Here is a 17,125-nt window from a genome sequence, read left to right as displayed (position 1 = left end):
GATGACCGCCGGACCGCTGTTCCGGCCGGACCGCTCTTACGGCGCGATCGCTATTCGGCACGCCCCGAGCGGAAGGCCCAGGCCGCGACCTCGACCCTGTTGCGCAGGCCCAGCTTCGCCTGGACCGACCCCAGATGCGTCTTGACGGTGCTGGGCGCGATGTACAGCTCGGCGGCGATCTCCGGGTTGGTCAGTCCGCGGGCGATGCCCTGGATGACCTCCTCCTCGCGGTCGGTGAGCGGTTCGGCCGGTTCGGCTGCGCCGCGTCGCCGCGCCTTGGTGAAGTGCTGCAGCAGACGGAGGGTGATCTGCGGGGCGACCATGGCGTCCCCGCGGACGGCCGCCCGGACGGCCTCGGTCAGCAGCACCGGACCGGCGTCCTTGAGGAGGAAGCCCGACGCTCCGTTCGACAGCGCCGTATAGACATATTCGTCGAGGTCGAAGGTGGTGACCACGACCACCTTCGGCGCTCCGGGATGACCGCCGCCGGCCAGTCGGCGGGTGACCTCCAGACCGTCGGGCGGAGGCATCCGGATGTCCACGAGACACACATCCGGCCTCAATTCGCGGGCCAGCGACAGGGCCGAGGCCCCGTCGGCGGCCTCGGCCACCACCTCCATGTCGGGCTCGGCCGACAGCACCATGCGGAACCCGGCACGCACCAGATACTGATCGTCCGCGACCAGGATGCGTATGGTCATGCCGTCCTGCCCTCCCGTAGCCGCAACCCGGATCGTACGGCGTGCCGCCCGTATGCACGGGCGTTCCGTGAAGCCTCGTCGGGGTGCAGCGGTACGGAGGCGTGGACCCGCCACCCGCCTTCGGGTCGGCGCCCCGCCTCGAAGGTGCCGCCGAGCAGCTCGATCCGCTCCCGCATGCCCATGATGCCGAAGCCGCCGCCGAGCCGTCCGAGGCTGCCGTGGTGTCCGGACGGAGAGCCTTGTCCGTCGTCCTCGACGACCAGTTCGGCGTGGCGTGCCGCGACCCGGGCGGACACGTCCACCGACCGCGCTCCGCGCGCATAGCGCTGGGCGTTGGTCAGGGCTTCCTGCAGGACGCGGCTCAGTCCGCCGGTGACCTCCGTGGGGACGTGCCCCGGCAGCTCCTGTCCGAGGTCCAGCCGGATCGGCAGTCCCGTCGCCCGTGCCTCGTCCACGATGCGGGTCAGCACCTCGCCGAGGTTCTCCGGATGCCGCGGGGTCTCGTCACCGCGCATCGAACCGACCAGACGCCGCATCGACGTCAGCGCCTCGCCGCCCGCGTGTTCGACGGCCGCGAGCATCTCGTTCAGCATCCGTGGGTCGGGGGTGCCCCGGCCGGTGACATGGCGCACGGCCTGCAGCTGCACCACGATCGCGGTCACCTGATGGGCCACGGTGTCGTGCAGGTCGCGGGCGAGCGCGAGCCGTTCCTCCTGCCGGACCAGTTGTCCGGTGCGTTCCTGTTGGACGTCGTAGAGGCGCAGCACCAGGCCGCAGACGAAGGCCAGGGCCAGTTCCAGCAGGGTGCTTTCGGAGAAGTCGCCGGGATCCGAGTCCCGTAGCACCGGGACGGAGAACACGCTGATGCCCAAGGCCGCCACGACCACCGGGGCCCACCGGGGCGTGCAGCGGCGCACCGCCACGGCGAGGAGGACCAGCAGGCCGATGAGTTCGCTGCCGCTGCTCTCGCTGGTCACCATGTTCACCGGCAGCAGGTGGTAGGCCACCGTGGCCACGAAAGTGCCGGCGCAGGCCACCAGCGCGACCCGCGTGACCCATCGGGAATCGCGCACCAAGGCCAGCACGGCCATCGCCCCTACCAGGGCTCCGGAGCAGACCGGCACCCAGTCCCCGGCGAAGGCCTCCCTGTCGAAGGCCGTGTCGAAGACGATCCGTCCCCGCACGTCCTCATAGACGGAGAAGAGGAACAACAGTGCCAGCGCCGAGATCAGGATCCGCCCCGGCCAACTTCGGTAACCGGCACGCCGACCGGAGGACACAGCTATGCGCATCCGCGTCACCCTACGCACCTACGGCGGCGATTACCGCCCGCCTGCCGTGCGCGGGTCGGTGGGCGTGTGCGCGGGCTGGGCGTCGCGCACCCGCCGGAGTTGTCCGAGACCCTCCCCGCGATCACCCAGACGGCCAGCAGCAGGCCAAGCGTGTCGACGCCGTGTGGCGCTTGTGGCCTGCAATTTTCTTGCCTACGTCGATGCCCTGGCCAGCCGTTGGCACGTTGGCGGAGGTCTTGACGCTCTGCGCGTCCCATACGCAGGCGCTCGGCTCGGCGTTGCGGCCTTCGGCTTCACACACCAGGCGCCTCAGCAGGCCGTCGAGCCGATCGAAGACACCTTCGTTCTGCCAGGCGGCGAAGTAGCCGTAGGCCGTCTCCTACGGTGCGAAGTCGTGCGGGAGGTAACGCCGCGGGATCCCGGTGCGGTCGACGTAGAGGATGGCGTCCATGATGCGGCGCAGATCGTGCTCAGGCGGCCGGCCGATGTCCAGGCCAGTGAGCGTGGGGCCGATCAACTCCCAGCGGGCATCGGACAGGTCGCTGGGATACAGGCGCTGGCGCGTCATGTTTCGGTAGTACCGTCATGCCCGACGCATCCCCAGGGCGCAAACAGCGTCAACCGGGGGCGCTTTGGGATCAGACGGGAGCGACTCAACTCAAACGGGCAGAGGTACGGAGTCTCCTGTCGCACAGGCCGTATCCACCACTCTCGCCTCAGCAGGCGCAGACCCGCTCACCGTTTGAAACGCCACCAAACAAGCTCGCTGGGCAAAACGCTCTTTCAGCTTGTTCTTTGACCTCTGTCCGCACTCTGACGTTCCCCCGTTAATGGGGTGATCATGGCGAGCTGGTCCGACACACTGGTTCGATGCAGCACGATGATGAACAGCCGTTGCCGGGCGGCAACGTCAGTGATGGTGTCGTTCGCGTCGGAGACACCGTTCGCCGTCCGGCCGGACCGTGGACTCCCTCCGTGCATGCCCTGCTTGCCCACTTGAACGAGGTGGGATTCAGCGCGGCGCCTCGCCCACTCGGCATTGACGATCAAGGACGTGAGGTCCTGACCTTCATGCCGGGACATGTGGTCTGGCCCGACCGGTTCTCGCTGATGGAACCCGCTCGACAACTGGCTCGCGTTGCACGCCTCATCCGCGACTTCCACGATGCCGTGCAGGACTTCACGCCCCCGTCCGACGCGCACTGGCAGACACTGATCCCTCCCGAGGGCAGCGACATCATCGTCCATAACGACCTGGCCCCCTGGAACCTCGTGGTCGCAGACGAGACGCGGTGGGCCCTCATCGACTGGGACGCAGCAGGTCCCGGCTCCCTGTTGTGGGATGTCGCATACGCCATTCACGGGTTCATCCCGCTGTCCGCACATCCAGACTGGCAGCGCCCGGACGCGGCGGAACGACTGCGAGTCTTCGCCGACGCGTACGGTCTCGATGAGTCCGAACGTCGTCGGTTGGTCCCTCTGCTGGGGCGCCGTACGCGTTCCATGCACGACTTCCTGCGAGACCAGGCAGCCCAAGGTGTTCAACCCTGGGCAAGGCTGTGGGCTGAAGGCCACGGTGACGCCTGGCGAAACGACGCCGAATACATCGAGCAACGCGAAGACCAGTGGGTGCACGCCCTGCTCGCCGGCTGAGCTTGTCCTTCATGGTCTGAGGTCGAATTGGGCCTCGAACTAGGCCGCTCACCTGGGTGTTCGCCGGACGCTGGAGCGAAGAGCTCGCCCTTCCGCCGGGCCAGGTGCGTGCCGGTGACGGCCAGTTCGCTGCCTTGCTCGGCGCAGAGTTGACGGAACGTCACGGTGGCAGGGTGGCGCCGCCCAGCTGTGCCAGCCGTTCACGTTCCTCCGATGAGTCGTTCCATCAGGCGGGCGGCTGTCACCGCGCCGACCAACCAGGTCCGGTCGCCGTCGCGTCCGACGACGGCGACCAGCGGGGTGTGCGTGCGCTGCATGAGAGCCGTGATGTGCAGGACACTGGCGGCCGGGCCGACCGTCGGCGGCCGGAACCGGTGGCGCGGCAGCCATTCCGCCACCGTGAGCCCGACGAGCCTGTCAGATACGTCGTCGAGGTCCCGGTCGTCGAACCTGGCCGCGGGCGGAGGATCCTGCAACGCGTACTCGGGAACGAGCCGTCCGAGGAGCTGCGAGCCGGGCACGACGGCGTACGGCTGGTCGTCACGGCCGACGACCAGCAGTGCGGGCAGCTGGTGCTCGGCCGGCAGCCGGGCCGCGTCGGTGGCCGCGTCGTCGGTCGACACATATGGGTAGGGCTCGGCGAGTTCATACGTCGGCACGGCCGGCCTCCTTGGCGGGACGGGGTGCTTCGTCGCCGTCGGGCACACCGACGAGGTCCTTGACGTCGAACATGCGGGCGATGGGCACGTCGGTGGAACTGTGCGCGATGATCGAGAAGGCGATGCACACGGCGATGAGCGTGAACGCCTCCTCGCCCTGCGGGATCCCGGCCTGCAGCACCAGCAATCCATACACCACCGACGCGAAGCCCTTCGGCCCGAACCACGCCGCGACCAGCTTCTCCCGCCGGTCGAACCGGGCCCCGACCAGGGACAGGAGCAGAGAGACCGGGCGGATCAGCACGATGGCCAGGACCACGGCGACGTAGCCGCCGAAGGACAGGTCGCCGAACAGCTGTGGCGTCAGCAGCGCCCCGAACACCAGCAGCGCCGCGAACTTCGCCAGCTCCGCCAACGCCTCGCCGAGCGGCTCGAACGACTCCTTCGCCTCCAGCGCCCGCGCGGTGAGCACCGCACCCGCGGAGAACGCGGCGAGGTAGGGGTTGGCGTGCGTCAGGTGGCAGACCGCGTAAGGATCACGCCGATCGCCAGCGGCAGCAGCGGCTGCAGCTTGGGCTCGGCACCCAGCAGCCGGAACCGCACCAGCTCGATCACCACGAACGGCAGGACCACACCGAACGCCAGCCCGAGGACCAGCTCGAGCGCGATCTTCCCCAGCGACGCCTCGGCGTGCCCGGAAGCCGGCCCGGCCGTGGCGATCAGGATGAGCACGACCGGCAGAGCGAGCCCGTCGTTGATGCCGCTCTCCACGTTCAGCAGCTGCCGCAGCTTCGCCGGGACCTCCTCGCGCCCGACGATCGCGGAGGCGAACACCGGGTCGGTCGGCGCCAGCACGGCGCCGACCAGGAACGACGTCGTCCAGTCCAGGCCCACCAGGTAGTGCGTGATCAGCGCCATGCCGGCGAACGCGAGCGGCATGCCGAGTCCGAGGGCGCGGGCCGGGTTGCGCCAGTTGGCGCGCAGCTTGGGAAAGGAGACGTGCATGCCGTGGGTGAACAGCACCGCGAACAGCGCCAGATCGGCCGTCACGGACACGATCTCGCTGTCCGGCGCGATGTGGATCAACCCCAGGAAACCGTCACTGACCAGCGCGCCGCCGGCCAGGAAGAGAAAGGACGTCGACAGAACGGTCCGGGCGGCCAGACCGGACAGCAGCACCGCGATGAGCAGCGCCACCCCGAAGACCACAACGAGCACCATGACCTGAACCCCCGATCAACGAAGAGAGCTGTCCTCACATCGCCGACCAGGCTTTCCGGCACACCGCTGGGAACCCTACCCGTTCTTTACATGGCACTTACAGGCCGCCAGCGGGCACTCTGACGTGCTGGTCACTGCCGGGTTCCGGAAAGAAAACCGTCTCTGTCTGCCCATGTGCCGTGGCCGTCCCGGCCGCCAGTTCGCGGGTGATACGGGCTGGTGCAGGACCGGCCGTGCTTGGTCGTGCGGATGGTGATGACCTGGTCGGCCCGGGTCCGCTGGGTGGCCGCGGAAGGGCGAGCCAGGGCCGGGCAAGACGTACAGCCGACTCCCTGCCGGTGAAGGGCTACTGACGAAATGCGGCTCGTCAGGTGGCGGAAGGCCAATCGCGCCGGTCAGCGGGCGGGCAGCCACGTGGATGCTCACGCACCTGGGCGCTCAGATGCACCGTCGCGTTGCGGGTCGGTCCATCGGCTGCGGAGACTGAGGAGGAACGGTGGCATCCCAGAGAGGCGTGCGGCGATGGGCGAATATGTGGAGCTACCCGGCGTGAAGACGTGGTACGAGGCAGAGGGCGCTGGCGATCCGCTGCTCCTGCTGCACGGCGGCTTGTGCACGAACGAGACCTGGGGGGCTCAGCGGGCCGATCTCGCGGCGAGGTACCGCCTGTTCCTCCCCGAGCGCCGCGGCCACGGGCGTACACCCGACGCTGAGGGACCGCTGTCGTACCAGGACATGGCCGACGACACCATCGCCTTCATCGAGTCGGTCGTCGAAGGCCCGGCCCATCTCGTCGGATGGAGCGATGGCGGCATTGTCGCCCTGCTCGTCGCCATTGCCCGCCCTGACCTGGTCCGGAAGGTTGTGGCCATGGGGGCCAACTTCCTCCCCGGTCCGGAAAGCTCTGCGGCGCCGGCGTTGCTGGACCACATGTCAGCGGATGCTCCCGATATGGCGGCGTTCCGTGAGATGTACGAAGCCGTGTCGCCGGACGGCGCCGAACACTGGCCGGTCATCGTGCACAAGGTGCTCGACATGATCCGCACACAGCCAGCGATCTCCACCGACGACCTGGCCCGTATCAGCGCGCCCACACTCGTCCTCGTCGGTGACGACGACCTCATCACACTCGAACACACGATTGCCCTGTACCGCGCGATCCCCAACTCCGAACTGGCCGTCGTCCCGGGAACCTCTCACGCGCTGCCGATGGAGAAGCCCGAGCAGGTCAACCGGCTCATTCTCGACTTCCTCACGAACGACCCGGTCCCCACGATGCTCCCCATCCGGCGCGCCACGGGGACGCCATCAGACGGCAGTCCGGCATAACGCCAGGGGAGCCAAAGGACGACGCCGACGTACGGAAGCCGTCGGTAGCGCGTGAAGTGCTGGTGTCACGTGATGCGCCCCCGCAGAGATCCGGGCCGCCCGCATCCCTCGGTCAGGCGTCATCGTCGGTGCGAGCTTCGCTGAGCCCGGACAGCGCGGGTACATCGGGGAAAAGGTGGTGCAACCGCCCTACGATCAGGCAGGTCACCATCCAGGCGCCGGGCAGCGCTCCCACCGGGACGATCAGGCGCAGCAGCCCGTTGGCAGGCAGCGTGGGCGCGAACACAGCAAGCACAACCGCCGCTCCCACGCTCAAGGACCAGGCGAGCACCGCCAGCAGCGAAAAAGCGATGGTCACGGGCACCCGACTCATATGCCACGCCCTCAAGTCCACATCCGTGTCGAAGCTGTCGACGTCGGCAACGCCCACGGCGGCCAGGAGCCAGAAGCAGACAACCACGACGAACGCCGCGGTCAGCAGGATCGTGAGCGGGCCCGTGGCCGCTGCTGGAAAGGTCCGCATCTCCTGGCCCCCCTCACGGCACGGGCGCGTCTCCGACGGCGCACGGCCGCTCTGGTCCAGCGGCCGCTCTGGTCCTTGGTGCCGGGCACCTGCCGGTATCCGGCACCAAAATCATCCGCTGTGCTCCCCGCGAGCCATGCTGCACGATCCGATCCCGGCCGCGCATTGCCGCTTCCCGGCAGCGTTCATTAGGGTCTGCATGCCGGTGGCCGCCAGGATCCTCACCGGCGCGTCAAGAATCCGGGGGACGACGTGACAGACCGGGAACTCCCGGAGCACTATCTGGACGGTTACGCCCAGATACTGGCCGAGGTATCGGCCACTGGGCGACGCCTCACCCGGGACGAGATCTCCTCCCGCCGCGCGCTCGGGGAGCAGGCCGCCGAGGCCGGATACGGGCTGCGTGCCCTCGTCAGCGCGCATCTGACCGCTGCCCGCACCGCGTGGCCTACTTCGCCCGGCTCCGTCGACGATGCCCTGGCTGCCGTGCAGCAGGTCATTGACGCCTTCGCCGAGGGATACGAACACGCCCAGCGCCTGGCGGTGCGTCAGGAAGAGGCCGCCCGCCGGGAGTTCATCGACGACCTCCTCTACGGCCGCAGCGACCTCGGCCGCCTTGCCGAACGCGCCGAACGCTTCGGCCTGCGCCTGTCCCACGCCCACGCCGTCGCCGTAGCCCAAGGCCCGGACGCCTACGACGAGGGCGACCTGGTGCCGCGGCAGGTGGAACGGGCCCTCATCTCCCGCTTCGGCGACCGCAGCATCCTGCTCACCACCAAGGACGGCCGGCTGCTGTGCATCGCCCCCGGCCACCAGGACGAGGTCCTCACCTACTTCGCCAAACAGGCGCACGCCGCGACCGACGGCGGCCGGGTCGCCATCGGACGACCCCAACCGGGTCCGGGAGGCGTCGTCCAGTCCTACGAAGAGGCCCTGGGCGTCCTCGAACTCTCCGAGCGCCTCCACCTCGACGACCCTGTGCTGCGCTCCGCCGACCTGCTCGTCTACCCCGTCCTCACCCGCGACCGCCAGGCCATGGCCGACCTCGTCGCCGGCACTCTGGGCCCGCTGACCACGGCCCGCGGCGGCGCCCAGCCCCTCCTGGACACCCTCACCGCGTACTTCGACTCCGGCTGCGTCGCCGCCGAGGCCGCACGCCGCCTGACCCTCAGCGTGCGCGCCTTGACCTACCGCCTGGAACGCATCCACAAACTCACCGGCGCCAACCCGGCCGACCCCGCCCACCGCTACATGCTCCAGACGGCGGTGATCGGCGCCCGGCTGCTGGACTGGCCCGCCAAGGACCTCTGACACCAGACCTCCCGAGCGCACCGTGCCAAGTAGCCGCGCCCGAGATGACTGATCACGTCAAGCCTGGAAGGAGCGCCGACCGCAGAACTGTCCGGATCCTGGGGCCAACTCATTCCACCCGTCGACCAAGTCGTCCGAGAGCTCACGACCGAGTAACGGCCCGTCAGCCTCTAGCTCCGATGCTGCCGTCATATCTCGTGAACCTCCACGTGCCTCTCGGGGACTGCTGCCCCGGCCTCCCCGGCACGGACTCCACCCAGATCGCCGACATCGCGCACGCCGCAGCCGGGCCGGCTGGCTCTACAACGGCCTTCCAGCTGACCAGCTCGCTGCTCCTGCTCGCCGCGGCCAGCTCCTCCTTCCAGGCCGGCCCCGGACTGCTCAAGGCCCTGTCCGGCACACCCGAACAGCCCGGAGTACTGCCGCCGGTCCTCGGCCGGGTCAACCGCCACCACACCCCCTACTGGTCGGTGGTCGTCTACCTCGCTGCCGCCGCGCTCATCATCGTCGCCGCGGCGGGCCAGGAGCAGGAGCTCGTGCTGTTCTACGCGGTCGCCGTCTTCGTCAGCTTCCTCGTCGGACTCGTCGCCATGGCCCGCTTCGCCCGCGGCGAGGACAAAACGGCCCTGTCCTGGGTCAACGCGTGGCCGCCGTGGCCGTCGCCTTCACCCTGGCGGTGAATCTGCTGCGCGGCTGGCCGGTGCTCTCCCTGGTGGCCACCCTGCTCATCGCGGCCGGCCCGTACGCGCGGTGGACGCGGGCCGGCCGCCCCACCGGCATCGAAGACGTCGAGGCGTGCGCCGAAGGGGAGTGACGGCGTGATGAGTACGACACGCGGCCTGATCAAATCCTCCGGACCTCCCGCACCCCAGTACGGACCCCCGTCCATATCCCAGCGGAAGACGGGAGAGAGTCACTCCGTCGAAACGGACACGGACGGACGGCTGACCGAGAACATCCAGGAACGGCCATCCGTACCAACTGACGGCCCCTGCGGTCGGCCAGGCTAGGGGGGAAGAAGCGGATGAGTGGAGCTCGACGGGTATTACGCCTGCTGGAAGGACTGTGCGCGGCCATCGCGGTGCTCTACGCGACGCTCTTGGTGCTGTCCACCAACTACGACGCCCTGCTGGTCACCTTCAAAAACGGCAACCTCACCTCGACTATTGTCGCCTTCGCGGTGGCGTGCGTCGGCCAGTTAGCCCTCCACCCGCACGCGGGCAGCCGCCTCTGGTTCCTCCAGCATTCCCAGCACCGACGGCACGGCACCCCCTCGGCCATGAAGCGGACGCAAGACGTCGGCCTCGCCGAGTTGCACGCGGCCGACGCCCTGGACTGGACCCGGGCCTGCGTGGATGCATCCCACATCCGCGCGAAAAATGGGGGGCGAGGCGACCGGCCCGTCACCGGTCGACCGCGGAAAGGCGGGCAGTAGACGCCATCTGATCTACGACGGGAAGTACACCCCGTTCAAGGTCATCCCACCGCGGCCAACGGACCGCCTTCCGGCCTCGCGTAAAAAGAAGAGCTGCTCGCCCGGCGGCATCTTGAAGCGGTCGGGAGATCCGTTCAGCCGATGGTGAAGCGCTGGTTCTGGGCGCCTCGGTCGCAGCGGGCAGTGCGGTAGTAGCCGTTGTCCTGCTGGTAGAGGCAGCGGCCCGTGCCGACGCTTTGGAGCATGATGGCGCTGCGGGCGGTGGGCTGGACGGTGCGCCACTTCTGGTATGAGCCGCCGTTACAGCGCAGGGGGTAGACGTCGCCCCGGTCATTGCTGTCGAGGCAGCGGCCCCAGAAGTTGTTCTTAAGCGTGGTGCTGGTGTTGAGGCGGCCGTTCCACTGCCACAGGAGGCTGCCGCGTCCGGTGGTGCAGCGGTCGCCCTTGAGGCCGGTTTCGGAGGTCTCGCGCAGGCAGTCACCGTAGCGGTAGTTCGCGAAGCGGCTGGTGGTGGTGGCAGCCGAGGCGGGTGTGGGGGTGAGGAGGGGGAGGGCGAGGCCGGCTGCGGCGATGAGGGCGGCGAAGGCTTTCCGGGTCGGGCGGCGCACTGGGGGTCTCCTTGCAGTGGTTTTCAGAGGTACCTCGACAGGATCCTTGAACACCACCGCCTACGCCTGAAAAATGGGGAAAACCACCGGATCGAGCCGCTCATGCCGGCCGATCCGGTCCGGGGACAGCGCAGGGCCGATCACCGCGGCACGCTCGAGGCCATCGCGTGGAAGTACCGCACCAACTCGCCCCGGCGGGACCTCCCCGAGGAGCTCGGCTCGTTCCGGACGGCCCACAAGCGGCTGATCAGGTGGGCCGTCGACGGCACGTGGGAGAAGATCTTCGCCGCCGTCCTCGCCGCAGCGGATGCCGTCGACGACATCGCCTGGACCGTAGTGATCACTAACCGGACAGACACATCCGATCAACTGACCAACCCATCAAAGAGACACGCTTTAGGTCTGTACGGACCTTGGACACTCCGCGGTCTCAGGGCCGACGAACGGAAGTTCTTGCTGCAGACGGCCGCGGTCGCGCGGCTCATGCATGGTGGTTCTTGAGCCGACGCCGAGTGACAAGTTTCGTGGATGTCATCGCGGAGCTCCCAGCGGATCCGCAGGCGGCGGAACCAGTGCAGGTGGGCCGCCTTCGAGCAGGCCGCCGACACCATGGCTGCCCGCGTAGGACCGGATCCAGCACGACTATGCAGGCTGAACCGCGAACGGCCTCACAGGGTGCCGGTAAAGAAGCTGTCCTCTCGGGGCCGCGCTGCCAGAATCCGGACATGAGCGAGACCACTGAACTGCCCTGGCCCGTACCCGACACGCGTTTCCGTCACTGGGCCGGCCGGTTCGAAGACATGCACGACCTGGTCCGCGACCTCGTCATCCCGCCAGGGCTGCCACAGCCCGCGGAGAGCGTGCTGACCACGGCCCGCGAGCTGATCCGCATGAGCTACTACCGCTACGAGTTCATGATGATCGGCGCCGCAACCTCGATCATCGCCATCGAGGCGGCGCTCTCCGACCGCTACGGCAGCAGGGGAACCCTCGCCGACCACCTGAAGAAAGCGCACGCCGACGGACTGATCACCGAGGAGCAGTACGACCTCCTCGACAGCTGTGGCCGGCCTATCCGGAACGAGTACGCCCACGGAGACCTCACCCACGCCGTGCTGACACCACCGCTGGCCGTCGGAATGGTCCGCACCTCGATCACGATCCTCGCCCAACTGCATGGCGCACCCGGCCCGTCGGCACCGTGATGCTCGTCCAATGCGTACGAAGGGCCCGGTACCGACGGGGGATGCGGTACCGGGCCTTCTGCGTCCCCACCGTAGCGGCGCACCGGCCGGGGGCAGCGTTTCGGCCGACTACTTCGTCGTGCCGTCCTGTCCTTCCGAGCGCGCAACGCAAGTACGCCCACTGGCCCCTGCCCGGCCCGTACGCTGGCGGTCGTGGCCGCACGGCTCACCGCTGGCACCGTGGAGGACCGCTGACCGTGAACCGAATCGACGACGTACTCGGCCCCGGCTTCAGCCGAGTCGCACAGGCACGGAAAGCCCTCGAGGACGCATGCGCTTCTGTGGTGGAAATGGTTCAGGATGTTGACGACTTCGGCCCTTGGGGTGCGGCCGAGCTGCCCGCAGCCGTGGCAGCCCTCCAATCGGCCGAGTACGTCGACGAGGACGACGCCGGCGCCCGCTGGGTATCCCGCAGCTTCGCCGCCAACCCGACGGACCTCGTCTCGACCGGTATGGCCGGGCTCGCTTTCGGCGGGGCAGTCATGGTGATGCGCGGTGCGCTCGCCGAACTGGAACGGGCACTCCAGGCCCTCAGCACGCCGGGCCCCGCGTACCCCGACGGAACCTTCTCCGCCTGACTTTTCACGTCGTCGGTCATCACGAACTCGGGGTGGTGGACGCCACCGCGGCCGGACACCCCGACCTCGCCACCACCGCCAGGAAGTAGGGAATCACCTCATGCCCAAAGACAGGCCCTGGAACCGGACGCACCAGCCGGATCCCACCCCACAGGACGCCCCGAAAACCGCCTCCGCCGAGGTCAGCGACGAAGAGATGCGCGCCTTCTGCCTGGAACGGATCCGCTGGAACATGAGTCTGGCTGTAGCGACGAAGCACATCACGGACGACCGCCTTGAGCAGACCGCGCGGCTCGCCACGATCGCGCAGGCCCTCCGCCCCGACCCGCGGTCCTGATGGTCGAGTTCAGATGGTGGCAGAAACTGCTGGGGCTCTCCCTGCTGGCCCTGATCTTGATGGATTGCCTCTGCCTCAGCCGGACGCCCACGACGCCGCGGGACGTTCACCACTTCGGGAGGCGCCACAGCACGCCGGGAATTTTGATGAGCTCGGCCACCTCAAACTGGACCGCCGCAGCGCCGAGATGCTGGTCCAGGTTCTGACGGAGCGGGAGGAAAAGGACAGTGTTGCGACAGCCTCGAACAGGTCGTTCGGGGGCTGGACCAAGACCTTTACCGACCCCCGGCCCTGCGCGGCCATCGTCCACCGGCTCTCCTTCAACGGCACCATCATCCAGACCGGCACCGAGTCCTGCCGCTTTGCCCAGACCAAGGCCCGCCAGCAGGCGAAAAAAATTGCGACGCGACCGTGCCATCACCCCAGTAGTCTCCACCGGTGTCGCTGACTCAATACGTCTACTTCGCTCTCTCCAGCGAGCGAACCACCGCCGACGAGATCACCCGGCTGCTGGGCATCGAGCCGGACGAGACGACGGTGAGGGCGAGCCGGAGCACCTCACCAGTCGCCATTCCGTCCTGTCATCACTGGAAGATCGTCTGCCGTGGTCGCGAGCTGCGGGTCAACGAACAGATGTCCCGAGTCGTCGGAAGGCTCCAGCCTCACACGGAGGCCATCGCTCAACTGGCCAGCCGCATTGCAACCGAGGAAGGCCCCGGAAGCGCCGTTCTGCATGTGGTGCGCTACTTCAACGACACTGACCAGGAGGAAGAGCTCCTCTCACCAGCCGACAGGACGAACCTCTTCGGCTGGCACCTGGGCCGCGACGTCCTTGAATTCCTCACAGCAACAGGGGCAGAGCTCGATGTCGACGAGTACGACATGGCAGCAGAGAACGACTGACTTCCCGTCTCTCCAGTGGGGCCAGAACTGACCAAAACCCGGGGCTACTTCGAGCTGGAACCTAACCGACCCGGTCGTCTCTCTGGAGCCAACTCGGGCCGAAAGAGTGGGGCCAGATCAGACCATTAATGCCAAGCTTCGCACCCTCGCCGAGGTCTCAGAAACTGTTGTCTTTTCGATCTTGAGGGATGCGCGTCGAACGGGAGTCCCGATCGGGTGGTCGCGGGACGCTGGGCGCATACGAACAGGGCCTCCTGAACAGCTCGTTGGTGTCGAATCACCGAGCAGCAGGAGGCCCTGGTGCAGCAGTCTTGCGTGCCGATGGCCGGGCAGTCCAGCGCGGTCACCTGGGAGTGTGACTGCCTGGCTCACCGGTTCGGAAACGCCGCCGACAACGGGAAGCGGCAGCCTCGCTACCCGACCGACATGACGGACGGAGAGTGGGCCGCGGTCTGCCCGCTGCTGCCGGTGCCGGGCTGGATGCGCGGCCGGGGAGGCCGGCCGGAGGGGTACTGCCACCGGGCGATGCTCGATGCGATCCGGTATCTCGTGGACAACGGGATCAAGTGGCGGGCGATGCCCGCCGACTTCCCTCCGTGGGACCGCGTCTACGCATTCTTCCGCCGCTGGCGGGACAACGCTCTGGTCAAGGAGTTCCACGACCGGTTGCGCGCGAGGGCCCGCGAGGAACTGGGGCGGGATGCGGAGCCGACGGCCGCGGTGATCGACTCGCAGTCCGTCAAAGCGGACGCGGTGGTCGGCGCGGACAGCCGGGGCTTCGACGGCGGCAAGCTGGTCAACGGGCGCAAGCGGCATGTCGTGGTCGACACGCTCGGCCTGCTGTTGGGTGTGATGGTCACCGCCGCGGACACCGGTGACCGCATCGCCGCCCAGGGCCTGCTTGGGCAGGTCGCCGACGTGCACCACCGGCTGGAACTGGTCTGGGCCGACGGCGGCTACACCGGCAGCCTGGTCGAGCACTGCCTGGCCACGCTCGCGCTGGTCCTGGCGATCGTGAAACGCAGCGACGACATGCGCGGCTTCGTGGTGCTGCCCAAGCGGTGGATCGTCGAGCGGTTCTTCGCCCACCTGATGCGAAGCCGCCGTCTGGTGCGCGACTTCGAGCGGCGCACGGCCAGCGCCGAGGCGATGGTCTACTGGTCGATGACCCTGCTCATGACGCGCCGCCTGGCCCGGTCACGCCTGCCGCGAGGGTGAACCGGCCCGGCTGCCGCTCGGCCAGCCAGCCCCGCGCGACCAGGCGTTTCGCCTTCGACCGCAGTGCCTCCACTCGTGCCGGCACCACGTCCATGCCGAACGCTTGGGCCATCTCCTGGCAGGTCAGCGGCCCTTGATGGAGCCGGTCCCGGTCTGCGAGCGTCGTGAGGATGCGCTGGTAGTCGACCGACAGCACCGACCAGGCCAGCCCCTGGCGCCACACCGGAACCTGCGACTTCGGCTTCGCCGCGTCCCGGGGTTCCGGCGGCGCGTCCGCATCCCGCGCTTCCTCAGTGACCTCTGTGCCGGCGGTGTTGCCGCCGTCCGGAGCCAGCACCGTGTCGACCCGCCTGCGGGCAATCGCCCACTCCTGCCATTCCTGCTCGGCCGCGGCCAGTTCGGCCTGGATGCGGTCGGCCTCCTCCCGCAGCCCGTCGACTCGACGGCGAGCGGCGACCTCGTGCTGTTCCAGCAGTCCGACGACGGACGGCATTCGTGACCTCCCGGGGAGCGACGACCCGACAGGCCACGACTCCCACGGAATCACCACTGCTATCCCCGACCAGCGGAAACGCACCGATCACGCCCGAAAAGACAACAGCTTCTCACGCCATCTCGGCACCACTCGGGCAGTCCTCTACACCCAGTTCGCTACCCTGGAAGGGACCTGGACGCCCAGCTCTATATCCGCCCCGACGGGGCGAATCACTCCGCCCCACCCATGCCGGACAAGCCATGCTGGACGCCCTGACTGGTGTTGAAGGCGCTTGATGAACCCAGCGGTGATCAGATCTCTGAACCTCTTGTATGTTCTTCGAGGCTTGCAGAGAGCGAGTCCTACAGGGGCTGAAGAGGTCGATCGTGGCTGATCAGCGGCTTGAGGCCGACTGGGTCCGCAGTTGGTGCGAGGAAGCGGACGTGACACTCACGGAAGTGATGGAGTCGTTCCAGGCGCGGCACGGTTTCCCACCTGGCACGAACCTGGTCGCGCTCGCAACGGACGAGAGCCACCAAGCCACAGACGCGCTGGTGGAACTGACGCCGATTCCCTCGGACCTGACCACGATGTACTGGGTGATCGACGAGGTTTCCCTGCCCGACGTGGACAGTGGCTACTTCATCCACCCTGCCTCAATGGTCGCCGACCACTACCGCGAGTACGGGGCCATCCAGATCGACGGGGAGGAGCCTGCCCTGGTATTCGCCAGCGACGGCGGCGGCCATTTGTTCGCGCTGGCAGGCTCCGGGCGGGTCTGGCGGTCCACCACCGCCTCGTGGTTCGACCGGTTCGACCTCGCCGCCGCCGACCTCCAGGAGTTCTTCGAAGGGCTGGCTCGACTGATCAGCGGTCAGCTGTGATGGCGCAGCCGCCCAACCTGGCCCAATGAGCTACTGCCACAAGTCCGCACCGTCTCGCCCGCTCGGGTCCATCGTCAGCAGGTCCTCGTGAAGACCCGAGAGGAAGCGGCCGGTGGGAGATCCGTCCTCGCCGGACTCCACGACTACCCAGCCGGCGTCGACGTCGGCCACGTTCACGTCGGCTCCGCAATCGAGCTCGTCCACCGTGGCGAAGACGGCCTCGTAAGCGATGGCCCGAGCCAAAAGCACCAGGTCGTCCCTGTCCGCACCTGCGTCCAGCAGGCGCCGGGCCGCCGCCACCTGCTCCAAAGCGCCTGGACTGGCCCAGCCGTCGATCGCGCTACGCCACAAGGAGCGCAGCAACATGAAGCGCGCGAGCTGCGGCTGGTTCTCCTCTATCTCCGACCTCGCCCAGTGTGGAGCGTCTGTCGCGCCGAGAGCCTCGAACTGCGACCGAAGCGTCTCCGCTGCGGCCTGTTGCGACGGCGCTAGCTCCGACGACCACGACTGCCATGTCGCTTCAGCATCATCCATCGCACCAGGATGGACCACCCTGCGTCCACCACCGACAAGATCAGCGCGCGCGGACCGCCCTCCTTATCCCCCCGCCGCAGCCCGGCGACGTCACACCGGAGGAGCTCTACCCCGACGCCCTCGAAGAGGCCGAACAGGCCCGCGAAAACTACGCGTTCGCCCTCGAAGCCCAGTGCGACGACTTTCTCTCGCCCAAGCCAGCGGGCTAACCCCCTCCGGC

At 68.2% G+C, this 17,125-nt stretch carries 19 protein-coding genes and 4 pseudogenes; 14 read left to right on the top strand and 9 right to left on the bottom strand.

Going from position 1 to position 17,125, the window contains the following annotated elements; all coding sequences use genetic code 11:
• Positions 1 to 50 precede the first annotated feature (50 nt).
• The 3 genes and pseudogenes from OG841_RS00675 to OG841_RS00665 all read right to left on the bottom strand — a co-directional run.
• A complete protein-coding gene (locus OG841_RS00675; RefSeq protein ID WP_371562512.1) occupies positions 51 to 701 on the bottom strand; it encodes a response regulator in 651 nt (216 codons plus the stop codon).
• The gene (locus tag OG841_RS00670; RefSeq protein WP_371562509.1) at positions 698 to 1,993 is read right to left on the bottom strand and encodes a sensor histidine kinase; all 1,296 of its coding nucleotides are present in this window, start codon (positions 1,991 to 1,993) and stop codon (positions 698 to 700) included. Before OG841_RS00670 ends, OG841_RS00675 begins: the two co-directional genes overlap by 4 nt.
• A gap of 89 nt (positions 1,994 to 2,082) precedes the next feature.
• A pseudogene (locus tag OG841_RS00665) lies at positions 2,083 to 2,561 on the bottom strand (transposase); the annotation flags it as partial.
• 302 nt (positions 2,562 to 2,863) lie between these two features.
• Between OG841_RS00665 and OG841_RS00660 the strand changes: the two are divergent.
• Positions 2,864 to 3,646, top strand: a complete 783-nt coding sequence (locus OG841_RS00660) for a phosphotransferase enzyme family protein (protein WP_328643332.1) — start codon at positions 2,864 to 2,866, stop codon at positions 3,644 to 3,646.
• A 200-nt stretch (positions 3,647 to 3,846) separates the two neighbouring features.
• On the opposite strand, the gene OG841_RS00655 is transcribed toward OG841_RS00660, so the two are convergent.
• Together OG841_RS00655 and OG841_RS00650 are read right to left on the bottom strand one after the other, a co-directional pair.
• Positions 3,847 to 4,305 (bottom strand): CBS domain-containing protein, encoded by a 459-nt coding sequence (locus OG841_RS00655; protein ID WP_328643333.1) that lies wholly within the window; start codon positions 4,303 to 4,305, stop codon positions 3,847 to 3,849.
• A pseudogene (locus OG841_RS00650) lies at positions 4,292 to 5,526 on the bottom strand (cation:proton antiporter). The gene OG841_RS00655 and the pseudogene OG841_RS00650 overlap by 14 nt, the downstream one beginning before the upstream one ends.
• 522 nt (positions 5,527 to 6,048) lie before the next feature.
• On the opposite strand from OG841_RS00650, the gene OG841_RS00645 reads away from it, so the two are divergent.
• Positions 6,049 to 6,855, top strand: a complete 807-nt coding sequence (locus OG841_RS00645; RefSeq protein ID WP_371562504.1) for an alpha/beta fold hydrolase — start codon at positions 6,049 to 6,051, stop codon at positions 6,853 to 6,855.
• A 112-nt stretch (positions 6,856 to 6,967) separates the two neighbouring features.
• Here the strand turns inward: OG841_RS00645 and OG841_RS00640 are convergent, their stop codons facing one another.
• Positions 6,968 to 7,378 carry a hypothetical protein gene (locus tag OG841_RS00640; RefSeq protein WP_371562501.1) on the bottom strand — a complete coding sequence of 137 codons (411 nt, stop codon included), beginning with the start codon at positions 7,376 to 7,378 and terminating at the stop codon, positions 6,968 to 6,970.
• A gap of 252 nt (positions 7,379 to 7,630) precedes the next feature.
• On the opposite strand from OG841_RS00640, the gene OG841_RS00635 reads away from it, so the two are divergent.
• From OG841_RS00635 to OG841_RS00620, 4 genes are all read left to right on the top strand, one after another.
• On the top strand, positions 7,631 to 8,689 hold the full coding sequence (locus tag OG841_RS00635; RefSeq protein ID WP_328643336.1) for a PucR family transcriptional regulator: 1,059 nt from the start codon (positions 7,631 to 7,633) through the stop codon (positions 8,687 to 8,689).
• A gap of 197 nt (positions 8,690 to 8,886) precedes the next feature.
• A complete protein-coding gene (locus OG841_RS00630; protein WP_328643337.1) occupies positions 8,887 to 9,369 on the top strand; it encodes a hypothetical protein in 483 nt (160 codons plus the stop codon).
• Complete coding sequence (locus OG841_RS00625) at positions 9,333 to 9,503, top strand: hypothetical protein (RefSeq protein ID WP_328643338.1); 171 nt, start codon at positions 9,333 to 9,335, stop codon at positions 9,501 to 9,503. Before OG841_RS00630 ends, OG841_RS00625 begins: the two co-directional genes overlap by 37 nt.
• Before the next feature lie 210 nt (positions 9,504 to 9,713).
• The gene (locus tag OG841_RS00620) at positions 9,714 to 10,124 is read left to right on the top strand and encodes a hypothetical protein (RefSeq protein ID WP_371562497.1); all 411 of its coding nucleotides are present in this window, start codon (positions 9,714 to 9,716) and stop codon (positions 10,122 to 10,124) included.
• Between the two features lie 134 nt (positions 10,125 to 10,258).
• On the opposite strand, the gene OG841_RS00615 is transcribed toward OG841_RS00620, so the two are convergent.
• Positions 10,259 to 10,732 carry an RICIN domain-containing protein gene (locus tag OG841_RS00615; RefSeq protein WP_371562494.1) on the bottom strand — a complete coding sequence of 158 codons (474 nt, stop codon included), beginning with the start codon at positions 10,730 to 10,732 and terminating at the stop codon, positions 10,259 to 10,261.
• Between the two features lie 102 nt (positions 10,733 to 10,834).
• Between OG841_RS00615 and OG841_RS48590 the strand changes: the two are divergent.
• The 7 genes and pseudogenes from OG841_RS48590 to OG841_RS00580 all read left to right on the top strand — a co-directional run.
• Positions 10,835 to 11,054, top strand: a pseudogene (locus OG841_RS48590) (transposase); the annotation flags it as partial.
• A gap of 403 nt (positions 11,055 to 11,457) precedes the next feature.
• Positions 11,458 to 11,937, top strand: a complete 480-nt coding sequence (locus tag OG841_RS00605) for a hypothetical protein (protein WP_328643788.1) — start codon at positions 11,458 to 11,460, stop codon at positions 11,935 to 11,937.
• 329 nt (positions 11,938 to 12,266) lie between these two features.
• The gene (locus tag OG841_RS00600) at positions 12,267 to 12,554 is read left to right on the top strand and encodes a hypothetical protein (protein ID WP_371562490.1); all 288 of its coding nucleotides are present in this window, start codon (positions 12,267 to 12,269) and stop codon (positions 12,552 to 12,554) included.
• A 100-nt stretch (positions 12,555 to 12,654) separates the two neighbouring features.
• Positions 12,655 to 12,891 (top strand): hypothetical protein, encoded by a 237-nt coding sequence (locus tag OG841_RS00595; protein ID WP_328643341.1) that lies wholly within the window; start codon positions 12,655 to 12,657, stop codon positions 12,889 to 12,891.
• Positions 12,892 to 13,036: 145 nt separating this feature from the next.
• Positions 13,037 to 13,339 (top strand): annotated as a pseudogene (locus OG841_RS00590) (ATP-binding protein); the annotation flags it as partial.
• Positions 13,330 to 13,794, top strand: coding sequence for a DUF4279 domain-containing protein (locus OG841_RS00585; protein WP_328643342.1), 465 nt, complete (start codon positions 13,330 to 13,332; stop codon positions 13,792 to 13,794). The pseudogene OG841_RS00590 and the gene OG841_RS00585, both read left to right, overlap by 10 nt.
• Positions 13,795 to 14,094: 300 nt before the next feature.
• On the top strand, positions 14,095 to 15,012 hold the full coding sequence (locus tag OG841_RS00580; protein ID WP_328635795.1) for an IS5 family transposase: 918 nt from the start codon (positions 14,095 to 14,097) through the stop codon (positions 15,010 to 15,012).
• Here OG841_RS00580 and OG841_RS00575 read toward each other — a convergent pair.
• Positions 14,969 to 15,505: a hypothetical protein gene (locus OG841_RS00575; protein ID WP_328635796.1), complete on the bottom strand. Its 537-nt coding sequence runs from the start codon at positions 15,503 to 15,505 to the stop codon at positions 14,969 to 14,971. The genes OG841_RS00580 and OG841_RS00575 overlap by 44 nt on opposite strands.
• Positions 15,506 to 15,873: 368 nt before the next feature.
• On the opposite strand from OG841_RS00575, the gene OG841_RS00570 reads away from it, so the two are divergent.
• Entirely contained in the window at positions 15,874 to 16,371 is a 498-nt protein-coding gene (locus tag OG841_RS00570; protein ID WP_371562485.1) for a hypothetical protein, read from the top strand.
• Positions 16,372 to 16,401: 30 nt separating this feature from the next.
• Here OG841_RS00570 and OG841_RS00565 read toward each other — a convergent pair whose 3' ends face one another.
• Positions 16,402 to 16,905, bottom strand: coding sequence for a hypothetical protein (locus OG841_RS00565; RefSeq protein WP_328643344.1), 504 nt, complete (start codon positions 16,903 to 16,905; stop codon positions 16,402 to 16,404).
• Positions 16,906 to 17,125 lie beyond the last annotated feature (220 nt).

This window comes from Streptomyces canus (genome assembly GCF_041435015.1).
Taxonomy (GTDB): domain Bacteria; phylum Actinomycetota; class Actinomycetes; order Streptomycetales; family Streptomycetaceae; genus Streptomyces; species Streptomyces canus_G.
This window is presented reverse-complemented; position numbering and strand designations above follow the sequence as displayed.